At 65.8% G+C, this 21,407-nt stretch carries 19 protein-coding genes and 1 tRNA gene; 12 read left to right on the forward strand and 8 right to left on the reverse strand.

Annotated elements, in window-relative coordinates; all coding sequences use genetic code 11:
- Window positions 1–157 precede the first annotated feature (157 nt).
- Window positions 158–1,105 carry a hypothetical protein gene (locus tag AB431_RS30720; RefSeq protein ID WP_052960162.1) on the forward strand — a complete coding sequence of 316 codons (948 nt, stop codon included), beginning with the start codon at window positions 158–160 and terminating at the stop codon, window positions 1,103–1,105.
- Between the two features lie 28 nt (window positions 1,106–1,133).
- Here the strand turns inward: AB431_RS30720 and AB431_RS02580 are convergent, their stop codons facing one another.
- Both AB431_RS02580 and AB431_RS02585 read right to left on the reverse strand, forming a co-directional pair.
- A complete protein-coding gene (locus AB431_RS02580) occupies window positions 1,134–2,234 on the reverse strand; it encodes a ferritin-like domain-containing protein (protein WP_047328626.1) in 1,101 nt (366 codons plus the stop codon).
- 132 nt (window positions 2,235–2,366) lie between these two features.
- The gene (locus AB431_RS02585; protein WP_082135527.1) at window positions 2,367–3,233 is read right to left on the reverse strand and encodes a DUF4344 domain-containing metallopeptidase; all 867 of its coding nucleotides are present in this window, start codon (window positions 3,231–3,233) and stop codon (window positions 2,367–2,369) included.
- 170 nt (window positions 3,234–3,403) lie between these two features.
- Here AB431_RS02585 and AB431_RS02590 point away from each other — a divergent pair, with 170 nt between their 5' ends.
- The gene (locus AB431_RS02590) at window positions 3,404–4,438 is read left to right on the forward strand and encodes a YncE family protein (protein ID WP_144418174.1); all 1,035 of its coding nucleotides are present in this window, start codon (window positions 3,404–3,406) and stop codon (window positions 4,436–4,438) included.
- Window positions 4,439–4,482: 44 nt separating this feature from the next.
- Here the strand turns inward: AB431_RS02590 and AB431_RS02595 are convergent, their stop codons facing one another.
- Together AB431_RS02595 and AB431_RS02600 are read right to left on the reverse strand one after the other, a co-directional pair.
- A complete protein-coding gene (locus AB431_RS02595; protein ID WP_047328628.1) occupies window positions 4,483–4,857 on the reverse strand; it encodes a DUF2834 domain-containing protein in 375 nt (124 codons plus the stop codon).
- Between the two features lie 104 nt (window positions 4,858–4,961).
- Window positions 4,962–5,792, reverse strand: a complete 831-nt coding sequence (locus AB431_RS02600) for an alpha/beta fold hydrolase (protein WP_047328629.1) — start codon at window positions 5,790–5,792, stop codon at window positions 4,962–4,964.
- A gap of 88 nt (window positions 5,793–5,880) precedes the next feature.
- Here AB431_RS02600 and AB431_RS02605 point away from each other — a divergent pair, with 88 nt between their 5' ends.
- Window positions 5,881–6,480, forward strand: coding sequence for a TetR/AcrR family transcriptional regulator (locus tag AB431_RS02605; RefSeq protein WP_047328630.1), 600 nt, complete (start codon window positions 5,881–5,883; stop codon window positions 6,478–6,480).
- A gap of 121 nt (window positions 6,481–6,601) precedes the next feature.
- Here AB431_RS02605 and AB431_RS02610 read toward each other — a convergent pair.
- A tRNA-Gly gene (locus AB431_RS02610) sits at window positions 6,602–6,675 on the reverse strand.
- 60 nt (window positions 6,676–6,735) lie between these two features.
- Here AB431_RS02610 and dcd point away from each other — a divergent pair.
- The 6 genes from dcd to rfbA all read left to right on the forward strand — a co-directional run bounded on the left by dcd (window position 6,736) and on the right by rfbA (window position 12,695).
- The gene (gene dcd / locus AB431_RS02615) at window positions 6,736–7,317 is read left to right on the forward strand and encodes a dCTP deaminase (protein ID WP_047333009.1); all 582 of its coding nucleotides are present in this window, start codon (window positions 6,736–6,738) and stop codon (window positions 7,315–7,317) included.
- Between the two features lie 156 nt (window positions 7,318–7,473).
- Window positions 7,474–9,246, forward strand: a complete 1,773-nt coding sequence (locus AB431_RS02620) for a membrane protein (protein WP_047328631.1) — start codon at window positions 7,474–7,476, stop codon at window positions 9,244–9,246.
- Window positions 9,247–9,326: 80 nt separating this feature from the next.
- Window positions 9,327–10,655 carry a UDP-glucose/GDP-mannose dehydrogenase family protein gene (locus tag AB431_RS02625; RefSeq protein WP_047328632.1) on the forward strand — a complete coding sequence of 443 codons (1,329 nt, stop codon included), beginning with the start codon at window positions 9,327–9,329 and terminating at the stop codon, window positions 10,653–10,655.
- 10 nt (window positions 10,656–10,665) lie between these two features.
- Window positions 10,666–11,430 (forward strand): maleylpyruvate isomerase family mycothiol-dependent enzyme, encoded by a 765-nt coding sequence (locus tag AB431_RS02630; RefSeq protein WP_047328633.1) that lies wholly within the window; start codon window positions 10,666–10,668, stop codon window positions 11,428–11,430.
- A gap of 18 nt (window positions 11,431–11,448) precedes the next feature.
- On the forward strand, window positions 11,449–11,823 hold the full coding sequence (locus AB431_RS02635) for a nuclear transport factor 2 family protein (RefSeq protein ID WP_047328634.1): 375 nt from the start codon (window positions 11,449–11,451) through the stop codon (window positions 11,821–11,823).
- 5 nt (window positions 11,824–11,828) lie between these two features.
- Window positions 11,829–12,695 (forward strand): glucose-1-phosphate thymidylyltransferase RfbA, encoded by an 867-nt coding sequence (gene rfbA, locus AB431_RS02640; RefSeq protein WP_047328635.1) that lies wholly within the window; start codon window positions 11,829–11,831, stop codon window positions 12,693–12,695.
- On the opposite strand, the gene AB431_RS02645 is transcribed toward rfbA, so the two are convergent.
- Window positions 12,646–13,890, reverse strand: a complete 1,245-nt coding sequence (locus tag AB431_RS02645; protein ID WP_047328636.1) for a YibE/F family protein — start codon at window positions 13,888–13,890, stop codon at window positions 12,646–12,648. The genes rfbA and AB431_RS02645 overlap by 50 nt on opposite strands.
- Before the next feature lie 104 nt (window positions 13,891–13,994).
- Between AB431_RS02645 and AB431_RS02650 the strand changes: the two genes are divergently transcribed.
- A complete protein-coding gene (locus tag AB431_RS02650) occupies window positions 13,995–15,377 on the forward strand; it encodes an NAD(P)/FAD-dependent oxidoreductase (protein ID WP_047328637.1) in 1,383 nt (460 codons plus the stop codon).
- On the opposite strand, the gene AB431_RS02655 is transcribed toward AB431_RS02650, so the two are convergent.
- Window positions 15,345–16,610 (reverse strand): pyridoxal phosphate-dependent aminotransferase, encoded by a 1,266-nt coding sequence (locus AB431_RS02655; RefSeq protein WP_047328638.1) that lies wholly within the window; start codon window positions 16,608–16,610, stop codon window positions 15,345–15,347. The two genes, AB431_RS02650 and AB431_RS02655, sit on opposite strands and share 33 nt — an antisense overlap.
- Before the next feature lie 196 nt (window positions 16,611–16,806).
- Between AB431_RS02655 and AB431_RS02660 the strand changes: the two genes are divergently transcribed.
- Both AB431_RS02660 and AB431_RS02665 read left to right on the forward strand, forming a co-directional pair.
- Window positions 16,807–17,229 carry a hypothetical protein gene (locus tag AB431_RS02660; protein WP_144418175.1) on the forward strand — a complete coding sequence of 141 codons (423 nt, stop codon included), beginning with the start codon at window positions 16,807–16,809 and terminating at the stop codon, window positions 17,227–17,229.
- A 121-nt stretch (window positions 17,230–17,350) separates the two neighbouring features.
- Window positions 17,351–18,253, forward strand: a complete 903-nt coding sequence (locus AB431_RS02665) for a hypothetical protein (RefSeq protein WP_144418176.1) — start codon at window positions 17,351–17,353, stop codon at window positions 18,251–18,253.
- Window positions 18,254–18,349: 96 nt separating this feature from the next.
- Here AB431_RS02665 and AB431_RS02670 read toward each other — a convergent pair whose 3' ends face one another.
- Window positions 18,350–21,370 carry a heterodisulfide reductase-related iron-sulfur binding cluster gene (locus tag AB431_RS02670; protein ID WP_047328641.1) on the reverse strand — a complete coding sequence of 1,007 codons (3,021 nt, stop codon included), beginning with the start codon at window positions 21,368–21,370 and terminating at the stop codon, window positions 18,350–18,352.
- Window positions 21,371–21,407: the final 37 nt, after the last annotated feature.

Below are 21,407 nucleotides of genomic sequence, written 5' to 3' on the forward strand. Positions count from 1 at the left end.
GGGCGTTGCCTGGGCCGATGGTTCGAGCACCGGGTCGGCAGCGTCGGCCGGCTCACCACACGCCAATTCCAGGTCGGTGGGCCATTCCAGGGTGGCAGGCGCCGCACCGGTAGCCCTCAGCCGAAGAAGCAGTCCGGCGACAGCGCCTCGGGCGTTGGTGAAGACTGCCGTCACCAACCCGCATCTGAATGTCCAGCAGGACGTCCTGAGCCTGATCAACACACCCAGCGTGCTGTTGACCGGTCGACCGCTGATTGGCAACGGCGCCAACGGTAAACCGGGCACCGGGGCTGACGGTGAAAATGCCGGATGGTTGTTCGGCAATGGTGGCGCCGGCGGTTACGGTGCGACCGGCCAGAAGGGTGGAAATGGTGGGGCCGGCGGCTTGTTCGGCGGTTCAGGCGGGGCCGGTGGTGCGGGTGGCCTAGGCGGCGCGGCCGGCGGAAACGGTGGCGCCGGTGGATTGTTCGGTGGCGTCGGCGGAACCGGCGGAAGCGGCGGCCTCAATACCGCCGGCGTTGGGGGCAGCGGCGGTCAGGGCGGAACCAGTGGTCTTTTCGCTGCCGGTGCGGCAGGTGGCGTCGGCGGTAGCGGTACCACCGGCGGAGGGACCGGCGGTGCTGGCGCCACCGGCAATTTGTTCGGCGCCGGGGGCGTCGGTGGCGCGGGGGGCGCCGCGACGGTGAGCGGCACCGGGGGAACCGGGGGTGCCGGCGGTGCCGGCGGCGTTTTCGCAGGGGACGGTGGCGCCGGTGGAACGGGCGGCACGAGTGCCGCCACCGGAGGTAAGGGCGGTGCGGGGGGAGCAGCCGGATTCTTCACCGGGAACGGCGGCCCCGGTGGAGACGGCGGCGCCGCAAGCAACGGTGGCTTCGGTGGGGTGGGCGGAATCGCCGCGCTGATCGGCAATGGTGGCGCGGGCGGGTCCGGCGGGTTCGGCGTGGTCACCGACGGCGGCGGCGGGAACGGCGGCAACGCCAAACTCATCGGTATCGGCGGAAACGGTGGCAATGGCTTCACCGCCGGAACCAACCCGGCCGGGACCGGCGGCCAGGGAGGACTGCTGCTCGGCGCGACGGGCAACGACGGTCTCTTGTTCGGTTGAGCTGCGCCCCACGGAGCGAGCACAAGCATCAGCTCATGCCGGCGGCGATCACCTCGTCGACCTCGGTGGCCCGTGCTGCCATCTCGGCGTGCGCCTTGTCGAGCTGCTCGGCCTGATCTTCGTCAGCCTTCATCATCGACTCGATGTCGAAGTCGGCCATGTCTTGGACACCCATGTCGCGGAAGGCCCCCTGCACCTTGTCGCCCCACAGTCCGATGTCTTTGACGATCGGCACGATGCGGCTGAACAAGTGGGACCGGAACTGGATCATCAGCGGCGAGGTGTCCACCCACTCGGCGCAGGCTTGAACGTCGAGGCCGAGGGTCTCGAAGACCTCTTCGCCCCGGAACCGGTCGCGCATCAGGTAGCAGGCGTCGACGACGAACTCTTCGCGCTCGGCGCGCTCGACCTCGGTCAGCTGGGAGTAGTAGTCCTTCAGCGAGATTCGGCCGAACGCGACGTGGCGGGCCTCGTCTTGCATGACGTAGGCGAGGACCTGTTTGGCCAGTGAGTCTGGGGCCGCCATGTCACGCAGCACGCCGAACGCCGCGAGTGCGAGTCCCTCGATGAGCACCTGCATGCCGAGATATGGCATGTCCCAGCGGGAGTCGCGAAGGGTGTCCTCCAACAGCGAGGTCAGGTTCGTGTTGATCGGGTAGACCAACTCGACCTTCTCCTGGAGAAAACGTGAGAAGGCTTCGACGTGGCGCGCTTCGTCCATCGTCTGAGTGGCCGCATAGAACTTCGCGTCGAGGTCGGGGACGACTTCGACGATCTTGGCCGCGCACACCATCGCCCCCTGCTCGCCGTGCAGAAACTGCGAGAACTGCCAGGCTTGGAAGTGCTGGCGCATCTCGGCGTGACGGGCCTCGTCGGCGGCCTCCCACATCGGGCTACCGAACAGCGGATGGAACTCATCGGGCAGCCCCACCGGGTTCATCGGGTCGACGTCCTGGGACCAGTCGATCCGCGACTGTGCATCCCACTGCTTGTCCTTGCCCTTTTGATAGAGGGAAAGCAGGCGGGAACGACCCTCGTCGTACTCCCACGTGAACCGGGCATCGCCGGCGCTGGGAACCTCCCATGCGTACGGCGTGGGTACTTCGGTGTACTTGTCCTTGGTGGTCACTGCTTGCCGCCTCTCTGCCCGCTGAGCCGTTGTCATATGACTTGAATCACAGTGCGCCGAGATCGGCGGTGCCGTCAAGCAACACGGTCTGAACAGGGAAATTGAGGTAGTCGACTACTTAATGCGAGCTCGCTACTTCCAGTGGTCGTCGAGCAGCGTCGACCAGGCGTGGCTTACCTGCTTCCACTCGTCGGCGCAGCCCTGTGCGCGTTCTTGGGGGAGTCCGCCTTCAGTAACCATGTCCGCATTGGCCTCCGGGTTGGAGCCGTAGATCCAGCACTGCAGGTTGTAGACGCGCTGTTGGTCCAGCGAGTGGACGTCGGCCATGTCCGCAGCACCAAGCTCGGTCCGCGCGGATGCGGAGGCTTGGAATGCCCGCGCGAAGTTCGTGATGGCCTTCAATGACTCCGTATCGACTTTCCCGTTGTCGCCGGGCGTCAGCAGGATGTAGGCCGCCAGCTGGTCGGCGGCATCCTCCTCCTTACCGGTGATCGGCAGGTTGTAGAGGGTGATCGCCATGTGGCCGGCCTCGTGATAGAACGTCGCGTCCTCGGAACCGATGGCCGATGCGACCGGGTCTTTGTCGCCCGCCTTGGTGAAGATCTTCTGGCCGAGGTCCGCATCCTCGTAGCAGATGGTGATGGTCTTCTTGTCGGGGCTCCAGAAGGCATTCGCCTGATCGCACTGCGACCCGTGCAGGGGAATGTCGACGGGCAGCTTCAACGATTGGTTGATGTCCTCGGCGAGGTCCTCGAGGACCTTGTTGTCCTGCAACAGCTTTTTGCCGTTCTGCGCGTCGGGACTCGCGGCGTCGTCGTAGGTCACGACCATCTTGCCGCCGCTGGCATCTGATGCAGGAGTGTCGGTGGGGCCGTTGGCTTTTGGCGTCTGGGATGCCGCCGATACGTCCGAGGATTCGGCCTTCTCCTCCCCGCCGCCACCACCGCATGCGGTCAGCATCAACCCGATTGCCAACACCGGCAGAATGCGAGTGTTCATATCCCCGACCTCCGTTGCCGCGAACCCAGTAATTGACACGGTCGCAGATTCAACGGCCGAGCGGAGCGGGTTGGGCTAATTCGCGGAGCGCGACAGCACAAAGGTGATCGGGTTCTATTGTTATTTTGATATTTACCGACCTGAGCCTCCGAATTTTCTAAGCTGGGTCGATGCCGGATCCGGTGAACAGAATTATCGATCACATCCCGCTGCCCAATGGCGCCTTCTCTTTCGAGTACTTCAACGACACCCTTTACTGCACGGGTGGGACAACACGTCGAATTAACTTGCACACCAATGCGGTAGTGCAGATCGGACCGCAGGCGACATTCTCGGGCGCAATAGCAGTCGTCGACTTTCACCGTCCGTTCCCGGTGCCACCCGACGTTCTGGGATCGGGGACGCCTGACGGTCGGATCTACATCGCGACAGTCAGCGACAGCTTCGTCGACGCTGGTGGCATGGTCTCGTTCGATGACTTCGAAGCCGCCGAAATACTTCCGCCGCTGCTGGATCGCGTCACCCAGTTCAAGCTCTCGCCTCAGGCGGCATCCACCTTCCGCCCAGCCGTCTCCGCGATGGTGGTCTCCAGCGATGGCAAGTATCTGTACTACTTCGACCTGACCACTCGCATGCTTTGCGTGGTCGACCTCGAGGCTGGTCCGCGGATGCTGGGCGGCTACCAGCTCGACGGCTGGTCGATGAGCATGGTCATCAGCCCGGACGACCGCTTCATCTATGTCGCGCACCCTTTCGACAACTCCATCTCGGTGGTCGACACGACCGCGTGGCCGTCGGCGGTACGCAAGGTCCCGGTTGCCAACGGGCCGTTCGGTCTGGCGTTGAGTGCGGACGGCAAGCGGCTGTTCGTCGCGCAGACCGGCGACAGTAGTACTGGCGATCCCAGCGATCTGGGGGCCGGCACGCTTACCGTCCTCAGCACCGAGACCATGGAGCGCGTACAGGTACTCACCGGGGAGCGGTCCACCGGTGTGGCGGTCAACTCCGCGGGAACCCGTGCGTATGTGACGAACAATGCGACCGTCGGTACCGTATCGGTGGTTGACGTGACGGGCACTCCCGCGGTCATCGACACGATCACCGGCTTTGTGAATCCATCGTTCCTCAAGCTCAACGCCGACGGCACCCGCCTCTACGTCTTGGACTGGGCGAGCACGCCGGGCGTCGCGGTGGCGGCGGTCTGAACTATCCCGCTGGCTGCATCCGCATTCGCCATGGGGGCCGGGCTTCATTGAACGTCAACGCTTTTCCCTTCGGCCAGCTTGAGCTGTCGCGCGATCAAAAACAGAGGGAACGCCACGCTGATGGCGATCACGACTCCGGCCGCGACGTAGGCCCATACGTAGGGAACTCCGAGCCGCCGGGCCTCGGCGACCATGAGCACGGCAGCCGCCAAGGCGACGATCAGCAAGTCGTTCGTCAGCGACGAGGTCGCATAGTTGACGTAACCGGCACTGAAGAAGCCGATAAGGCCGCCATTTCCCGCACTGAGCGCGTAGGCGACCGTGTTGCCGAACGCGAAGACCAGCGCAGCTACTGCCAGCACCAGGTAGATGCCGCAGAGCAGCTTGTCCGTTCCGGATAATCGTGAAATCGACGTCATCGCCGGATTATGCGCCTTGTGATCCGGCTGTGGCTGTGTTTAACGCAGGCGCGAGACGCCAGGCCGAAGCCCGGCTGAACTCACCGTGGAAGGCCTAGAAGCCGCTATCGCAGCGATTTCCAAAACTCGCGGATGGTTTCGGCGATTAGCTCGACGTCGAGCAGGAGCGGTCCGAGGTGTCCCGCCCCGGTCACAGCCACGGCTCGCGCATGGGGCATCGTCGCGGCCGCGGTTTGGGCGTCGGCTGGTCGCCAGTGCTGGTCGGGAAGGTCACCGGCAATCAGGAGGGTGGGCACCGTTACGTTGGGGACGTCGTCGGTGAGGGCCTGCCAGCTGTGCATGAATCGGATGGTCCGTCGTACCGATTCCCGGTCGGTTTCTCTGAACGCGGTCATCATGGCAGCGGCCTGTTCCGGTTGTGCTGCAAGCGCTTTCGGACCCATCAGCGCATCGAACAACGCTTTGGTGATGAAGCGGTTTGGGCCTACGAGGCGGTAGATCGCCGCAAGGGGATACGTCTTGGTCCATCGTTGGCGACGGCTGACAGGAGTGAGCGGTGCGGCGATGGTTACCAGACTGCGTAACCGATGTGGCTGGCTGACCGCCGTGGTGATGCCCACGTGCCCGCCCCAGGCATTGCCGACCCAATCCACCGGCTCGTCGACTCCGAGCTGATTCAGCACCTCCCCGGCGGCGGTGGCGCAGTCGTCGAGGGTGAAGTCTCGGTGGATCGGACTGCTGCGGCCGTAGCCGGGACCGTCAATCGTCAGCACGCGCCGGTTCTCGGCGAGCATGTCCACGAGAGGGCCCCAACTGCGGGAGTCGACCCACAAGCTGTGCCAGAACACAGCTGGCGGACCCGAGCCGGCCTGTCCAACATGTAGCGGCCCAAGGCAAGTGGACACCAGACCGGAATCAGCAATGTACGCGACCATGTCGACCTCTCCACCACATGAGTCGGAACCGTCAGGGTCGAAGCCTGGCAATACCATACTGACTGTATGCTGATACCATACAGTTAGTATGGTAGCTGTCAAGGGTAAGCAGGACGCACGTGAACGGCTGGTCGCAGTGGCGACCGAGCTGTTCGGTGAACGTGGGTACCACCAGACGAGCACAGAGGAGATCGTCCGTCGCAGTGGCCTTACTCGCGGCTCGCTGTACCACCACTTCGCGGACAAGGCGGCACTCTTTGAAGAGGTGTTCGATCGGGCCGACCGCACGGTGAGCACACGGGTCCGTGCGGCGGCCAAGGCGGCCACCGACCGGGACGAGGATCCATGGTCGGTGTTCCTCGCCGGATGGGACGCGGTGCTCGATACCGCCATCGACGAGTCCCTGCAGCGCATCCGCGTCGTAGACGCCCCGGCAGTCCTCGGCTGGCAGAGATGGCAGCAACGCAACGCCCGATACACCCTCGCCAACATCGAAGCCGGTCTCGTCCGCCTCCTCGAGCATGGCGCGCTCGCACCTCAGCCAGTAGCCCCGCTGGCGGTACTCCTCATGGGACTCAGCAATCAGGGAGTGGCCGCAATAGCCGGAGCGGAAGACCCGATCAAGGCTCGCGAAGACATCGGCCGAGCGGTGCGCCGCCTGCTCGAAGGGCTTCAACAGGGGGCTTAAAGTCGAGACCGGGACCGCGAGGTGGGACTTACGGTCGTCCGACCGCCCGGCTTTGCCAGGGAAATAGCCAGGCGTGATACCGCAGGGCGCGTTGCGTTCGACATCGTTCACGCTGCTCGGCTGGAGCCGATGACGGGAATCGAACCCGCGTATTCAGCTTGGGAAGCTGATGTTCTGCCATTGAACTACATCGGCCTGGTGCTGACGAAGGATAGCAACCGCACCACCGCCGGTGCGCGGCTATACGCTCTTCGCGTGCTGCTCTCCGATCGTGATATCCGCGCCGCCATCGCCGACGGCCGGCTGGGCATCGATCCCTTCGACGACGCCCTCGTTCAGCCCTCGAGCGTGGACGTGCGACTGGACAGCCTGTTCCGGGTCTTCAACAACACCCGCTACACCCATATCGACCCCGCCAAGCAGCAGGACGAGCTCACCAGCCTGGTCGAACCCGCCGACGGCGAGCCGTTCGTCCTACATCCCGGCGAGTTCGTCCTCGGCTCGACCCTGGAGTGCTGCACCCTGCCCGACGACCTCGCCGGCCGCCTGGAGGGCAAGTCGTCGCTCGGCCGCCTGGGTCTGCTGACCCACTCCACTGCCGGCTTCATCGACCCAGGCTTCTCCGGCCACATCACCCTGGAGCTCTCCAACGTCGCGAATCTGCCGATCACGCTGTGGCCGGGCATGAAGATTGGCCAGTTGTGCCTGCTGCGGTTGACCAGCCCCGCCGAAAATCCGTACGGCAGCGCGAGCGTCGGGTCCAAATACCAGGGACAACGCGGCCCGACACCGTCGCGTTCGTATCAGAACTTCCTGCACTCCAAGCCCGGCGAGTAACCTCGAAGCTCCGGGGTCAGATGCCACCCACCAGCTAATCCGTTTGGCTGTAACAACGCCGCGAGCTGCGGCGATGAACTCTACGGTTAAGCGGCTCTAGCAAGGTGGAGCGCAGCAACGGGTCGGGGAGATCCAGCAAACAACCTTGGAGGGGTAGTGGACATCGCACTTGGTGTGTCCATGACGCCGACGGCGGTGCGCATGGTGCTGGTCGAAGGCGAGAAGGCCGACGGCGTGACCGTCGACCACGACGCCTTTGACATCGAGACCGGCGAAGGTGCAGCAACCGCAGCCGAACAGGTCGTCGCGGCAATTCTCGGTACCCGGGAAAGCGCCGCCGAAGGCGGGCACCGCCTGGTGTCGACCGGTATCACGTGGACCGACCATGCCGCGGCGGCCGGAGTGCGCGACGCCCTCGCCGCGCGCAAGATCGACGACGTTGTCCTGGTGTCCGAACTCCACGCCGCCGGTGCGCTGGCGCAAGCCGTCGGGCAGAAGATCGGCTATGACCGCACCGCGCTGATGTTCCTCGAGCGCGACACCGCGACCGTCTCGGTGGTGGACACCGCCACCGGCGACATCGTCAAGGTGCAGACCGAAGACCTGCACGCCCAGGATGCGGTCGCCGAACTGCAGCGGATGATCGCCGGCCTGGAGACCATCGCCGAGCCCCCGCAGGGCGTGTTCGTCCTCGGCTCCGGCGTCGACGTGGCGGCGGTGAAATCCCAGCTCTCACTCGGCACCGCGCTGCCCGTGCACGCTCCCGACGAAGCCGAGCTCGCGCTGGCCCGCGGCGCCGCGCTGGCCGCTGCCACAGCACCTCGCTACGACGCGTCGACCGTTGGCCTGGCCTACGCCCAAGATCCCGACGGCACCACCGCCGGCAAGGTCTACCCGGCTGCCGGAATGTACCCGGCGGGCGCGAGCACCGAAATGTCGGAAGCCGGCACTCAGATGGCCGCCGCGGGCTACATGGCCCCGCTCGGTTACAGCGAGGTCCTCGACGAACTCGACGGCGAGCTCGGCTACGACTCCCTGCCCGAGGAGCTCGACTTCGCTCCCGACGACTCCGGCCGCAAGCCGTTCCTGCTGGTCGGCAGCGCGCTGACATCGATCTTCGTGGTCGGTGTTGTGGCGCTGGTGATTTCGCTGGCGGTCAGCATCCGCCCCACCGTCGATCAACGGCCCAGCCCGGCCGAGAGCGTCATCGTGCCCAGCAGTCAGCCGGCCGCGCCTGCCGTCCAGCAAGCCGCACCGCCGGCCCCGCCGTCGGCTCCATCGGTGCCCGACACAATCCAGGAGCCCATCCCGGTTGTGCAGCAGGCTCCGCGGACCGTCTTTGTGACCCCGGCGCCGCAAGCTCCGGTACTGGCACCTGCCCCGGCGGCGCCCGCGCCTGCTCCGGAGGCGCCCGCCCCCGCTCCGGAAGCACCGGCGCCGGCCCCGGTTCCGATCGCTCCGGTCATCCCGGCGCCGATCCTGCCGCCGCCGGTCATCGTGTTGCCGCCGCCGATCCTGCCGCCATTCCTACGGCCGCCGCGGCAGCGGGACTACCCGTCGTACCCGTCGTCGCCGAACTATCCGTCGTACCCCTCGTCGCCGCCGCAGACGCCGACCTACCCGTCGTCGCCTCCCACGCAGCAGCCGTCGTACCCATCGCAGCCTTCGACGCCGCCGCAGCAGCAGGAGCCGTCGGCTCCCTCGGCTCCGGTGACCACGCAGCCGCCGGCCGCTAGTGGCTCGGGCGGTTACGGAGGCGGCTCAGGCTACGGAGGCGGCTCTGGCAGCGGCTCGGGCTCCGGCTCTGGCAGCGGCTCGAGCTCCAGCTCCGGGTCCGACGGCTCCCGCTCCAGCGGTGGTTCCGGTGGATCGAGCAGCGGCGGGGGATCGCAAAGTCCGCTGTGGCCGTTCCCCAGCTTCGGGCACTGACGCCGGAGTTCACCCGGCGTTAGCCTCGCGCTCAGTGTCGCGATGCAGTCAGATCATTGTGGCTGCCTATAGATGGCAGTGTGCGTTGCACTGTTTTTGGTACGGGTTATCTAGGCGCGACCCACGCCGCCGGAATGGCCGAGCTCGGCCATGACGTCGTCGGGATCGACATCGACCCCGGAAAGATCGCAAAACTGTCCTCCGGCGACATCCCGTTCTATGAACCCGGGCTCGCAAAGATGTTGCAGGACAATCTCTCTGCGGGTCGCCTGCGGTTCACCACCGATTACGACCTGGCAGCCGACTTCGCCGACGTGCACTTCCTGGGCGTCGGAACGCCGCAGAAAAAGGGCGAATACGGCGCCGATCTGCGCCACGTCAATGCCGTCATCGACGAATTGGTCCCGCGGCTGACCCGGCCTTCGGTAATCGTCGGCAAGTCAACGGTTCCGGTGGGTACGGCCGCCGCCCTGAGCCTTCGCGCGCAGTCGCTGGCAGCCGACGGTGTGGACGTCGAGATCGCCTGGAATCCGGAGTTCCTCCGCGAGGGCTTCGCAGTGCAGGACACCCTGCATCCCGACCGGATCGTCGTTGGCGTTCAACCAGATTCGCGACGTGCCGAGGCCGTGCTGCGGGATCTCTACGCACCGCTGCTCACCGAAGATGTGCCCTTCCTGCTCACCGATCTACAGACCGCCGAGCTGGTCAAAGTCTCTGCCAATGCTTTTCTGGCCACCAAGATCTCGTTCATCAACGCCATCTCCGAGGTGTGTGAGGCCGCCGGCGCCGACGTCCGCGTCCTGGCGGACGCGCTGGGTTACGACCCGCGTATCGGGCGCCGATTCCTCAACGCGGGGTTGGGTTTCGGCGGCGGTTGCCTGCCCAAGGACATTCGCGCCTTCATGGCCCGCGCCGGCGAGCTCGGCGCCAATCACGCGCTGACGTTCCTGCGCGAGGTGGACAGCATCAACATGCGCAGGCGCACCCGCATGGTCGAGCTGGCCACCACCGCATGCGGTGGTTCGCTGCTCGGCGCCAATGTCGCGGTGCTCGGTGCCGCCTTCAAGCCCGAATCCGACGACGTACGGGATTCGCCGGCGCTCAACGTCGCCGGCATGCTCCAGCTCAACGGCGCAACCGTGAACGTCTACGACCCGAAGGCCATGGAGAACTCGCAGCGCTTGTTCCCGACCTTGAATTACTCGACCTCGGCACTAGAGGCCTGCGATCGCGCCGACGCGGTGCTGGTGCTCACCGAATGGCAGGAGTTCGTCGACCTCGATCCGGACGAGCTGGCCCAGACGGTTCGGGCCAGAGTTGTTGTCGACGGCCGCAATTGCCTGGATGCAGCGAGCTGGGCTGCGGCGGGATGGAAGGTTTACGCGTTGGGCCGCCCGGTCTTGACGTAGGTTTTCCTTCGTGGACTTCGCAACAGCCCTGATCGCCGAGAATGCCGCGTTCGCTGATCTTCTGCGCGATGCCGACCTGTCGATTCCGGTGCCGACCTGCCCGGAGTGGACACTCGAGCAGCTGATGCGCCACGTCGGGCGTGGCGATCGGTGGTGCGGCCAGATCGTCGCCGAGCAGTCAATGGACTTCATCGACCCGCGCACCGTAGAGGGCGGCAAGCCGCCGGCCGGCCGGGACAACGAGATCGCCTGGCTGCAAGCTGGTCCGCGCCAACTGATCGACGCCGTCGCCGCCACCGGCGCCGACACCCTGGTGTGGACATTCCTGGGTCCGCGGCCTGCCGCGTGGTGGATCCGGCGGCGCCTGCACGAGATCGTCGTCCACCGAGCTGACGCCGCAATCGCGTTGGGCGTCGACTACACCGTCGACCCGGCCCTGGCCGCCGACGCCATCACCGAATGGCTGGAACGCGTCGAGATTCAGGCCGACGAAGAAGGTCCGGCCGGCGGCGACCGGCCAGTAGGGGACGGCCTGTCGATACACCTGCACGCCACCGATTCCGGTCTCGGTGGGGCCGGCGAGTGGACCATCCTCGGCCGTCCCGACGGCATCGCCGTCGAACAGGGGCACGGCAAGGCCACGGTCGCGCTGCGAGGACCGGCACGCGACCTGCTGCTGGCCGTCGTGCGTCGTCGCAGTGCCGCCGAGGAAGGCATCGAGATTTTCGGCGACGCGGGTGTCTGGGACACCTGGCTGGCACGCACACCCTTCTAGACCGGTAGTTTGAGCGAAATGAGCACTTCAGAGATCGCCACCGTGCTGGCCTGGCATGACGCGCTGAGCAGTTCGGACCTGGACACCTTGATCTCGCTGTCCAGCGACGACATCGAGATCGGTGACGCCGGCGGCGCCGCGCAGGGTCATGCCGCTCTGCGGGACTGGGCCCAGCGACTCGAGGCGACCCTCGAGGTTGGCCAGATCTACTACCGCGACGGAGTCGTGGTGGTGCAGGAGCGGTTGACCCCAAAGGCCAACCCGTCAGACGTCCGCACGACGGCGGCGGCGTTCCGGGTGGTCCACGACCACGTCACCTCGGTGTTCCGCCACGACGACCTGGCCGCTGCTCTGGCGGCTACCGAGATGTCCGACGAAGACCTGCAGGTCTGATCGACTTGCGCGGGATAATCCTGGCCGGCGGGTCGGGCACGCGGCTGTACCCCATCACCCAGGGGGTCAGCAAGCAGCTGCTGCCCGTCTACGACAAGCCGATGATCTACTACCCGCTGTCCACGCTCCTGATGGCCGGCATCCGCGACATCCTGGTGATCACCACCGGGCACGATGCGCCGGCGTTCCACCGGCTGCTCGGCGACGGATCCCACCTCGGCGTCAACATCAGGTACGCGGTGCAGGACCGCCCCGACGGGCTGGCCCAGGCGTTCCTGATCGGCGCCGACCACATCGGCACTGGAACCGTCGCACTTGTCTTGGGCGACAACATCTTTTACGGCCCCGGCGTCGGCACCAGCCTCAACCGATTCCGAGATCTTGTTGGAGCGGCCATCTTCGCCTACCGGGTGGCCGATCCGACCGCATACGGTGTGGTCGAGTTCGCCCCCGACGGCACGGCACTGTCGCTGGAGGAGAAGCCGGTCAATCCCAAATCCAGCTACGCCGTGCCCGGGTTGTACTTCTACGACAACGACGTCATCGAGATCGCCCGTGGGCTGCGGCCGTCAGCCCGCGGCGAACTGGAGATCACCGAGGTCAACCAGACCTATCTGGACCAGGGCCGGCTGATGGTCGAGGTGCTTCCCCGCGGCAGCGCCTGGCTGGACACCGGAACCTTCGACTCCCTCTTGGACGCAAGCGATTTCGTGCGCACCATCGAATATCGGCAAGGGCTCAAGGTCTCCTGCCCCGAAGAGGTTGCGTGGCGGATGGGCTTCATCGACGACGAGCAGCTGGCCAAGCGCGCGGCAGCGCTGATCAAATCTGGCTACGGCGGCTATCTGATGAACCTGCTGGACCAGGGGTAGCCAGCACCGCGGCAATCGCGGTGGTCAACGGCACCGACAGGGCCAGCGCGATACCGCCCACCGCCGAGCGGGCGATCTCGATTGCCACACTTTCACTGGTCAGCACGTCCCCTAGCGACCGGTTGGCCACACTGAACAACAGCAGAAGCGGCAGCGAGCTGCCGGCATAGGCCAGCACCAGCGTGTAGACCGTGCTGGCGATGTGGTCGCTGCCGATCCGCATGGCGCTCAGGAAGATCTGCTTGCGCGACCCGTGGGCAGCGTGGGCCAGTTCGAACACGGCCGACGCTTGAGTGATCGTCACGTCATTGAGCACACCCAATGAGCCGATGATGAACCCCGCCAGCAGCAAGCCCTGAATGGACACGTGCCCCATATAGGCGGCGACCTCGTTGTTCTGGTCCTCAGAGAGACCGGTTAAGTGGGCGAGTTCGATTGCTGCCCAGGACAACCCGGCCGCCAACAACATCGCGCTCAACGTGCCCAGCAGGGCGGCACTGGTACGGAGGCTGACCCCGTGCGCCAGATAGATGACCGCGTAGAGGATCGCCGCCGACGCGACCAGAGCCACCGGCACCGCGGGGGCGCCGTCTCGCAGTGCCGGTAGCAGGAAGGCCACCAAGACGGCGAAAGCGACGGCGATCCCGACCAGCGCACGCAGCCCCCGCCAGCGGGCCACCGCCGCGATGACGACCGCAAACGCAGCTGCCAGTGCGATCAACGGCCAGGTGCGCTCGTAGTCATAGAACGCGTAACTGGTCGTGCCCTGCTGGTCGACCTGGCGGAAGATCCGAATCGAGTCACCCGCCAACAGGTTTGGCTGACCCGGGCCCGGAGAGAACTCCAGCATGGTGGAGGCCCCCCGATTGGGCCCGCTGTCGATGGCCACCACCGTTTGCACGCAGCTGCCACTGCCGGCGATCCCGGGGGCCGGCGTCGCGGTGAGCACCTGGCCTGCCGACGGGCTGCCACAATCCGCCAGGCCGCTGGACACCACGTGACCACCCTCGGTGGTGACCGCGCCGCCCGCGCCGTTCTGAAACGGCAGCGGAATGTCGACCTTCGAGCCGCCCGGCCACAGCAGCACCGCACCCAACACCACGGCCAGACCGATCACCGCCAGGGCGATCACGACGATGCGGGCGGCCAGCGGACTCAGCGGCGCAGGGCCGGTGTGCGAATGCGAATGCGCCACCCGGACAGGGTAGAGGCGTTCACTGGAAACTTAAGTAGCCGACTACGCTAAGCGGCTCCCGTCATGGCCTGCATGCTCAGCTGACCAGGGTCAAGGAGGAGCGGATGGCCGTCGTCGGGGACCATGCCATTGTTCTCGGTGCCAGCATGAGCGGCTTGCTGGCCGCGCGGGTACTGAGTGACTTCTATCGGACGGTGACGGTGGTCGAACGCGACGACCTACCCGACGAACCCGTCAACCGGCGCGGGATCCCGCAGGGTCGGCACGTCCACGCCCTGCTCGGCCGCGGCGGCCAGATCATCGACGAGCTGTTCCCGGGGTTTCTGGGTGAACTCGTCGACGCTGGGGGCGTCTCACTCAACGACGGAGACTTCTCGAAGATCTACGTGTCGTTCGGCGGCCACACGGTGGTCCGGTCCGGCTTCTCGCGGCGGCCCGAGGCGGCGATGTACCTGTCCAGCCGGCCGTTCCTGGAGTATCACGTCCGGCGCCGGTTACGCGCCGTGCGCAACGTGACGTTGTTGGAGGGTCACGACGTCGTCGACCTGATACCGACCGCCGATCGGACCCGCATCACCGGCGTGCAAGTGGCAAGCCACGCCGACGGGTCGAAACAACGCCTGACCGCAGATCTCGTCGTCGATGCGATGGGCCGTGGATCTCGCACACCGGTGTTACTCGAAGGGCTTGGCTACCAGCGGCCGACCGAAGACCACGTCGTCGTGCATACCACGTATTCCAGTCAGCTGCTGCGCATCCCACCCGGACTCGTCGAGCAGGTCGTCGTCATCGGTGCCGCACCCGGCCGGCCCACCGGGCTGTTCTTGTCGAGCTACGAGGACAACCAGTGGATGTTCACCGTCTGGGGCATGCTGGGCAACGAGCCGCCGTGCGATCGTGCGGGCATGCTGGACTTCGCATACGATTTTGCGCCGCCGCATGTTTGGGCCGCCGCGCGTGCCGGCGAACCGCTGGGTGATGTGGTTCGGCACCGGATGCCATGGAGCCAGTGGCGGCGTTACGACAAGGTGCAGCGATTTCCGGATGGTTTGGTGGTGTGCGGGGACGCGCTGTGCAGCTTCAACCCCGTTTACGGTCAGGGGATGACGGTGGGGGCGCTGGATGCGCTTGCCCTGCGCGACTGCCTGAGCTCGGGCACCCATGATCTGCCGCGACGCTACTTCCGCAAGGCATCGAAATCCATTGCTATCGCCTGGCGAATGGCGGCCGGAAGCGACCTCGCATTCCCGGAAGTCGAGGGCCGTCGGACCCTCGCGACGCGAGCGGCGAACCGGATTGCCGACTGGGTTCTGAGCGTGTGTTCCTCCGACGTCGTTGTCGCCGAGAAGTTCTTCCGGGTCAACAACTTTCTCGACCCGCCGACTCGACTCCTGCACCCCGCGTTCATCTTTCAACTGGCGACGGCCAAGCTACGGCGCCGGCGCCGGGGTGAGCTATTGCCGATAGCCGGCCAGAAAGTTGCCTAGACGCTCGATGGCGCTGCTCAGATCCCGCGCCCAGGGCAGTGTCACGATTCGAAGGTGATCCGGTGCCGGCCAGTTGAACCCGGTGCCCTGGGTGACCAGAATCTTCTCCTGGAGAAGGAGATCCAGCACCAACTGCTCATCGTCGTGGATGTCGTGCACCTCGGGGTCGAGCCGAGGGAAGGCGTAGAGGGCGCCGGTCGGCTTGACACACGACACCCCGGGGATCTCATTGAGCTTGCTCCAGGCCACATCGCGCTGCTCGAGCAGACGCCCGCCCGGCAGGACCAGGTCGTCGATACTCTGGTGACCGCCCAGGGCGACCTGAATGGCATGTTGCGCAGGCACATTCGGACACAGTCGCATGTTGGCCAACAAGCTGATGCCTTCGATGAAGCTGCTGGCGTGTTCCTTGGGCCCGGTGATGATCAGCCAACCCGACCGGTAGCCGGCGACCCGGTAGGCCTTGGAAAGCCCGTTGAACGTCAGCGTCAGCAGGTCCGGCGCCAGCGTGGCCAGGCTGATGTGTTTCGCGTCGTCGTAAAGGATCTTGTCGTAGATCTCGTCGGCGAGTAGCAACAGTTGGTGCTTGCGCGCCAATTCGACCATCTGCTCGAGGATTTCGCGGCTGTATACCGCGCCGGTCGGGTTGTTCGGGTTGATCACCACGAGCGCCTTGGTGCGGTCGGTGATCTTGGATTCCAGATCGGCGACGTCGGGCATCCAGCCGTTGGTTTCATCGCACAGGTAATGCACCGGGGTGCCGCCGGCCAGTGCGGTCGATGCGGTCCACAGCGGGTAGTCCGGCGCGGGGATGAGCACCTGGTCACCGTTGTCGAGCAGTGCCTGCAGCGTCATCGTGATGAGCTCGGAGACTCCGTTGCCGAGGTAGACATCGTCGATGTCGAAGCGGGGAAATCCCTCAACCAGTTCGTAGCGGGTGAACACCGCGCGGCGTGCGCTGGGAATGCCTTTGGAGTCGGAGTAGCCCTGGGCGTCGGGCAGGGCGGCGATCATGTCGCGCATGATCACGTCGGGCGCCTCGAAGCCAAACGGCGCGGGATTGCCGATATTGAGCTTGAGGATGCGGTGACCCTCGTTCTCCAGACGGGTGGCGTGCTCATGGATCGGACCGCGGATCTCGTACAGAACGTCCTGCAGCTTGGTGGACTGCGTGAACGTACGTTGCCGGGGGTGCTGGCTGGTGCCGTGCCACGGTAACTGGTGCGTACTCACGGGTTAAGTGTCCCATTCCAATGCAACCTGGTTTCCCACGCACCGATTTGTGTCTTTGCTGTGACGAAAGATGTCACGGTTCGAGTTCAATTGTGGGACGCCTCGGATACAACTGTGATTCGGCTGAACGGCGGCGGTGATCGAGCGGCGAACTGACTGCTAACTTGGGGCGTCACTACGGCGCAAAGGGATGAACGTGGAGATCACACGCACGCTGACGATCGCTGCTGCGGCAGCAGCGGTTACCGCGATGGGCTTTGCTGCTTCTGCGTCTGCCGATCCGGCATCGATCAATGGCACCTACGGCGTGCGAGGCGGGGACGACGGGGCCGTCGTGACTTCGTCGTCGACCTGTGTCCCGGTGGTCAACGGCTGCACCGCCAACCTCAGCAGCAGCGTGGGCTGGACGAGCGTGGCGACGTTCACCGACGGCCGGTGGAACTTCACGGTGACCAAACCGGACGGAGTGGTCTGCGATGACGGCAGCTACGCGCCGGTCCGCATCGCCTACTCGGTCAACGCCGCGACGATGACGGGCACGCTGACCGCCGACTCCAACGGTGACTGCCCGGGCGGCCAGATCACGCAAGCGCCGTTCCAGCTGATCAAGGTCGGCTGACTCGGTCCGCACTCGTCAGTTCCGCGACCCGGCAGTGACTCACACGTAAATAACAGCTCGAAACCCGGTAGATGGGCGCCGCGCCGGTGTAGCTTCCCGCTCTAATACCAACGAGCGGCAGGTGAACACGATGATGCAGGCGCGGACCACTGGCGGGGCATTACTGGGCGTTCTAGTGTCCGGTGCGTTGACGGCCGCGGCCTGCGGCATCGCTCCCACCGCCAACGCAACGTGTGCGTCGTTCTTCGGCATCAACAACGGCGGAGGGTGCGGCAGTAGCCCGACGAGTATCGCTATTGCGGTCGGGACCGGCGCGCAGGCCTACGCCGAGGGGGTACTCGGCACCGCGGTTGCCATCGGCACCGACTCCATCGCCTCCATCCCCAGCGGTGGCCGGAATTTTGTTGACGTAGCAACCGCATTCGGGGATAACGCGCTCGCTGAAGCGGGGGGCCTTTTGACGGTCGCTCTCGCAGCGGGACAGAATTTGTCAGCCTTGGCCGCCACCGGCCTCTCCTCTTATCTGCCGGTTGCGAACGTCGCCATCAACCTGGGCTTCTCTCCCACAAATAATCTGAGCGTCGCAGAGGGCGTGGGCAATGTGTCCGTCAATCTCTTCGGAAGCGGCGCCGGACAAGATGTGCGGGCGATCGGGCTTGGCAACATCGCCATCAATCTGGGTGGAACAAGCAACGCGGTTCGCGCAAGCGTTGGTACCGGCACGCCTGCCTACTTCAGCTCGGCGTTGAATATCGGGGGCTCCGGCAACCTGGTGCAAGCAGGTTCGGGTCCCCTCGCAATCGCGGGCGCTCTCAACCAATTCGGGGCAACCGTCACCCAGTTCGCCCCCGGGATCAATCTGTTCACCAGGGTGGCGCTCGCGGCTGCGGCGCGAGTCCTCAAGGTCCATGCCGCGACCACCGCCAGTCACGTCACTGTGAAGGCAGCGCCCGCAACACTTTCGGGCTCAGCGGCACATCAGAAGCCCGTTGGTCATCCCGCTGGCGTCGGCCACGCGAGATAGGCGATGATGGCCGGTCACGGTCGGCTGACGCCACCCAGGCTGTAGTTATCGGACGAAAGTTCGAGTAGCGGTGTCGCCCACTACAGCCTCGTCGGCTTAGCGCTTGCCCGGTGGCCTCGCGCCCTTGGCGATGCCGAGACCCTTCACCGGCGGCGCGTCGGCCTTGGGTGCCTCAGCCTTCGGTTCCTCCGCCTTGACCTCTTCGGCCTTCGGTTCCTCAGCCTTGGGTGCCTCAGCCTCAGCCTCGGCCGGAGCCGGGGCCGGTGCCGGTGCGGCCGCCGGAGCGGACTTCTTGGCGCCCGGGCGACGAGCGCCCGCGGCGATGCCGAGCCCCTTGACCGCAGGCTCCTGAACGGGCTTCGCCGGCTCGGCCTCGGCCGGTGCTTCAGCGGCGGGCGCTTCGGCGGCGGGCGCTTCGGCGGCCGGTGCGGCAGCCTTCTTGGCGCCGGGTCGCTTGGCGCCCGCGGCGATACCGAGTCCCTTGACGGGCGCCTCCGCCTTGGCCGGTGCGTCGGCGGCAGGTGCCTCCGGAGCCGGAGCCGCAGCCGGTGCCTCGGCGGCCGGTGCGGCAGCCTTCTTCGCGCCGGGTCGCTTTGCGCCAGTGGCGATTCCGAGGCCCTTGACCGGTGCGGCAGGTGCCTCGGCAGCGGGAGCCTCGGCGGCAGGAGCAGCGTCGGCCGGCTTCTTGGCGCCGGCGCCGGGCCGCTTGGCCCCACCGGCGATGCCCAGACCCTTGACCGGTTGAGCCTCCTTGGCCGGTGCCGACGGCGCGGCTGCCGCGGGCTCCGGTGCCGACTCGGGCTCGGCCTCCGGCGCGGCGGGCGCCTCGGCCGGTGCCGCTGCTGCGGCGGCTTCAGCCTCGCGGGCAGCGGTGCCCTTTTCCGGCAGCGTGACCGTGCTCAGGTCCAGCGAGCCCAGCAGCAGCTGCGCGACGTCGAGCACCTCGACTTCGTCCGCCTTATCGCGGTCGCCGACACCGTCGGTGATCATCACGCGGCAGAACGGGCACCCGGTTGCGATCTTGGCCGGATCCAACGTCAGCGCCTCGTCCACGCGCTCGTGGTTCACGCGCTTGCCGATGTGCTCTTCCATCCACATCCGGGCGCCGCCCGCGCCACAGCACAGGCCGCGGTCGGCGTGCCGGGGCATCTCCTTCAGGGTCACGCCCGAGGCGTCGATCAGCTCACGCGGTGCGTCGTAGACCTTGTTGTGTCGGCCCAGGTAGCACGGGTCGTGATAGGTGACGTTGGCTCCACCATCAACGGCCTTGACCGGCACCAGCTTCTTGTCACGGACCAGGCGGTTCAGCAGCTGAGTGTGGTGCACCACGGTGTAGCTGCCGCCGACCTGCGGGTACTCGCGGCCCAGCGTGTTGAAGCAGTGCGGGCAGGTCACGACGATCTTGCGGTCTACCCGCTCGACGCCTTCGAACAGATCGTTCAGCGTCTCGACGTTCTGCGAGGCCAGCTGCTGGAACAGGAACTCGTTGCCGGAGCGCCGAGCCGAGTCGCCGTTGCAGGTCTCGCCGTCGCCGAGCACCAGGAACTTCACGCCGGCAGCGGCCAGCAGTTCGGCAACCGCCTTCGTGGTCTTCTTGGCGCGATCCTCGTAGGCGCCCGCGCAGCCCACCCAGAACAGGTACTCGAAGCCGGCGAACGACTCGACGTCCTTGCCGTAGACCGGGATGTCGAACTCGACCTCGTCGATCCAGGTGAGGCGCTCCTTGGCATTCTGGCCCCACGGGTTGCCCTTGGACTCCAGGTTCTTGTAGAGCACACCGAGCTCACTGGGGAATTCCGACTCCATCATCACCTGGTAGCGGCGCATGTCGACGATGTGGTCGATGTGCTCGATGTCCACCGGGCACTGCTCGACGCAGGCGCCGCAGGTTGTGCACGACCACAGCACGTCGGGATCGATCACGCCGAGCTGTTCGGCGGTGCCGACCAGCGGACGGGTCGCCTGCGCGGGACCGGAGCCCAGCACCCGCTCGAAGCCCGACTCCGGGACGGCGTGGTGCTCGTCGTGCTTCTCGCCCCGCAGCTCTTCGCCCAAACCACCTTCGGGGGTGTTCTCCATCGGGCTTTCCTTGTCGCCGAGGATGTACGGCGCCTTGGCGAACAGGTGGTCGCGCAGGTTCATGATCACGAGCTTGGGCGACAACGGCTTTCCGGTGTTCCACGCCGGGCACTGCGACTGGCAGCGACCGCACTCGGTACAGGTGGTGAAGTCGAGGTAGCCCTTCCAGGTGAAGTCCTCGATCTTGCCGCGACCGAGCACGGCATCTTCGGCGGGATCCTCGAAATTGATCGGCTCGCCCTTGTACTCGACGGGCAGCAGCGGACCGAGGCCATTGGGCAGGCGCTTGAACGTGACGTTGATCGGGGCCAGACCGATGTGCAAGTGCTTGGAGTGCAACACGATCAGCAGGAACGCCAGCATGACGCCGATGTGAGCGAGCAGTGAGATCGTCTCGATCCACACGTTGGCGGTGGTGCCGAGCGGCGCCAGCAGGGCGGCCATCCCGTGCGAGAAGAACGCACCCCAGCCATAGGGGAACGCCTCACCGAGTGCATTGACCGAGGCGCCGCGGAAGAAGGCGAAGGTCAGGATGACCAGGAAGATCATGAACAGGATCAGCCAGGCGCCGCCGGTGTGCGAGCCGTAGAAGCGCGACGAACGGCCGTACTCCTTGGGCTCGGAGCGCAACCGGATGATCGTGAACACGATGATGCCGAGCAGCACGGCTGCGGCGAAGAAGTCCTGCAGGAAGCCGAGCGCATTCCAGCGGCCGACCAACGGAATATGGAATTCGGGATTGAACAGAACACCGTAGGCCTCGAGGTACACCGACGCCAGAATGAAGAAGCCCCACATGGTGAAGAAATGCGCAAGGCCCGGGATGGACCACTTCAGCAGCTTCTTCTGGCCGAAGACTTCGGTGAACTGAGCCTTGATGCGAGCAGGGATGTCGTCCTTGCGACCGCTCTCGTCGCCGACCGGCTGACCCGACCGGATCAACCGGTACAAGAACTGCACTCGCTTTGCGGCAAACAGCAGCACCACGGCGGTCGCCAGCAGGCCGATGATCAGCCGAGCCCAGTCGAGAGTGGTCACGGAGAGCCTCCCTGTCGTAAGTTACTCCATGGTAACT

It is taken from the genome of Mycobacterium sp. EPa45 (assembly GCF_001021385.1).
Taxonomy (GTDB): domain Bacteria; phylum Actinomycetota; class Actinomycetes; order Mycobacteriales; family Mycobacteriaceae; genus Mycobacterium.

Excerpts from the sequence above, each read along its gene's own strand:
- AB431_RS02650 (WP_047328637.1), top strand. The coding sequence starts at position 13,995 with ATGGCCGTCGTCGGGGACCATGCCATTGTTCTCGGTGCCAGCATGAGC.
- AB431_RS02605 (WP_047328630.1), top strand. The coding sequence starts at position 5,881 with ATGGTAGCTGTCAAGGGTAAGCAGGACGCACGTGAACGGCTGGTCGCA.
- AB431_RS02585 (WP_082135527.1), bottom strand. The coding sequence starts at position 3,233 with ATGAACACTCGCATTCTGCCGGTGTTGGCAATCGGGTTGATGCTGACC.
- AB431_RS02635 (WP_047328634.1), top strand. The coding sequence starts at position 11,449 with ATGAGCACTTCAGAGATCGCCACCGTGCTGGCCTGGCATGACGCGCTG.
- AB431_RS02590 (WP_144418174.1), top strand. The coding sequence starts at position 3,404 with ATGCCGGATCCGGTGAACAGAATTATCGATCACATCCCGCTGCCCAAT.
- AB431_RS02600 (WP_047328629.1), bottom strand. The coding sequence starts at position 5,792 with ATGGTCGCGTACATTGCTGATTCCGGTCTGGTGTCCACTTGCCTTGGG.
- AB431_RS02595 (WP_047328628.1), bottom strand. The coding sequence starts at position 4,857 with ATGACGTCGATTTCACGATTATCCGGAACGGACAAGCTGCTCTGCGGC.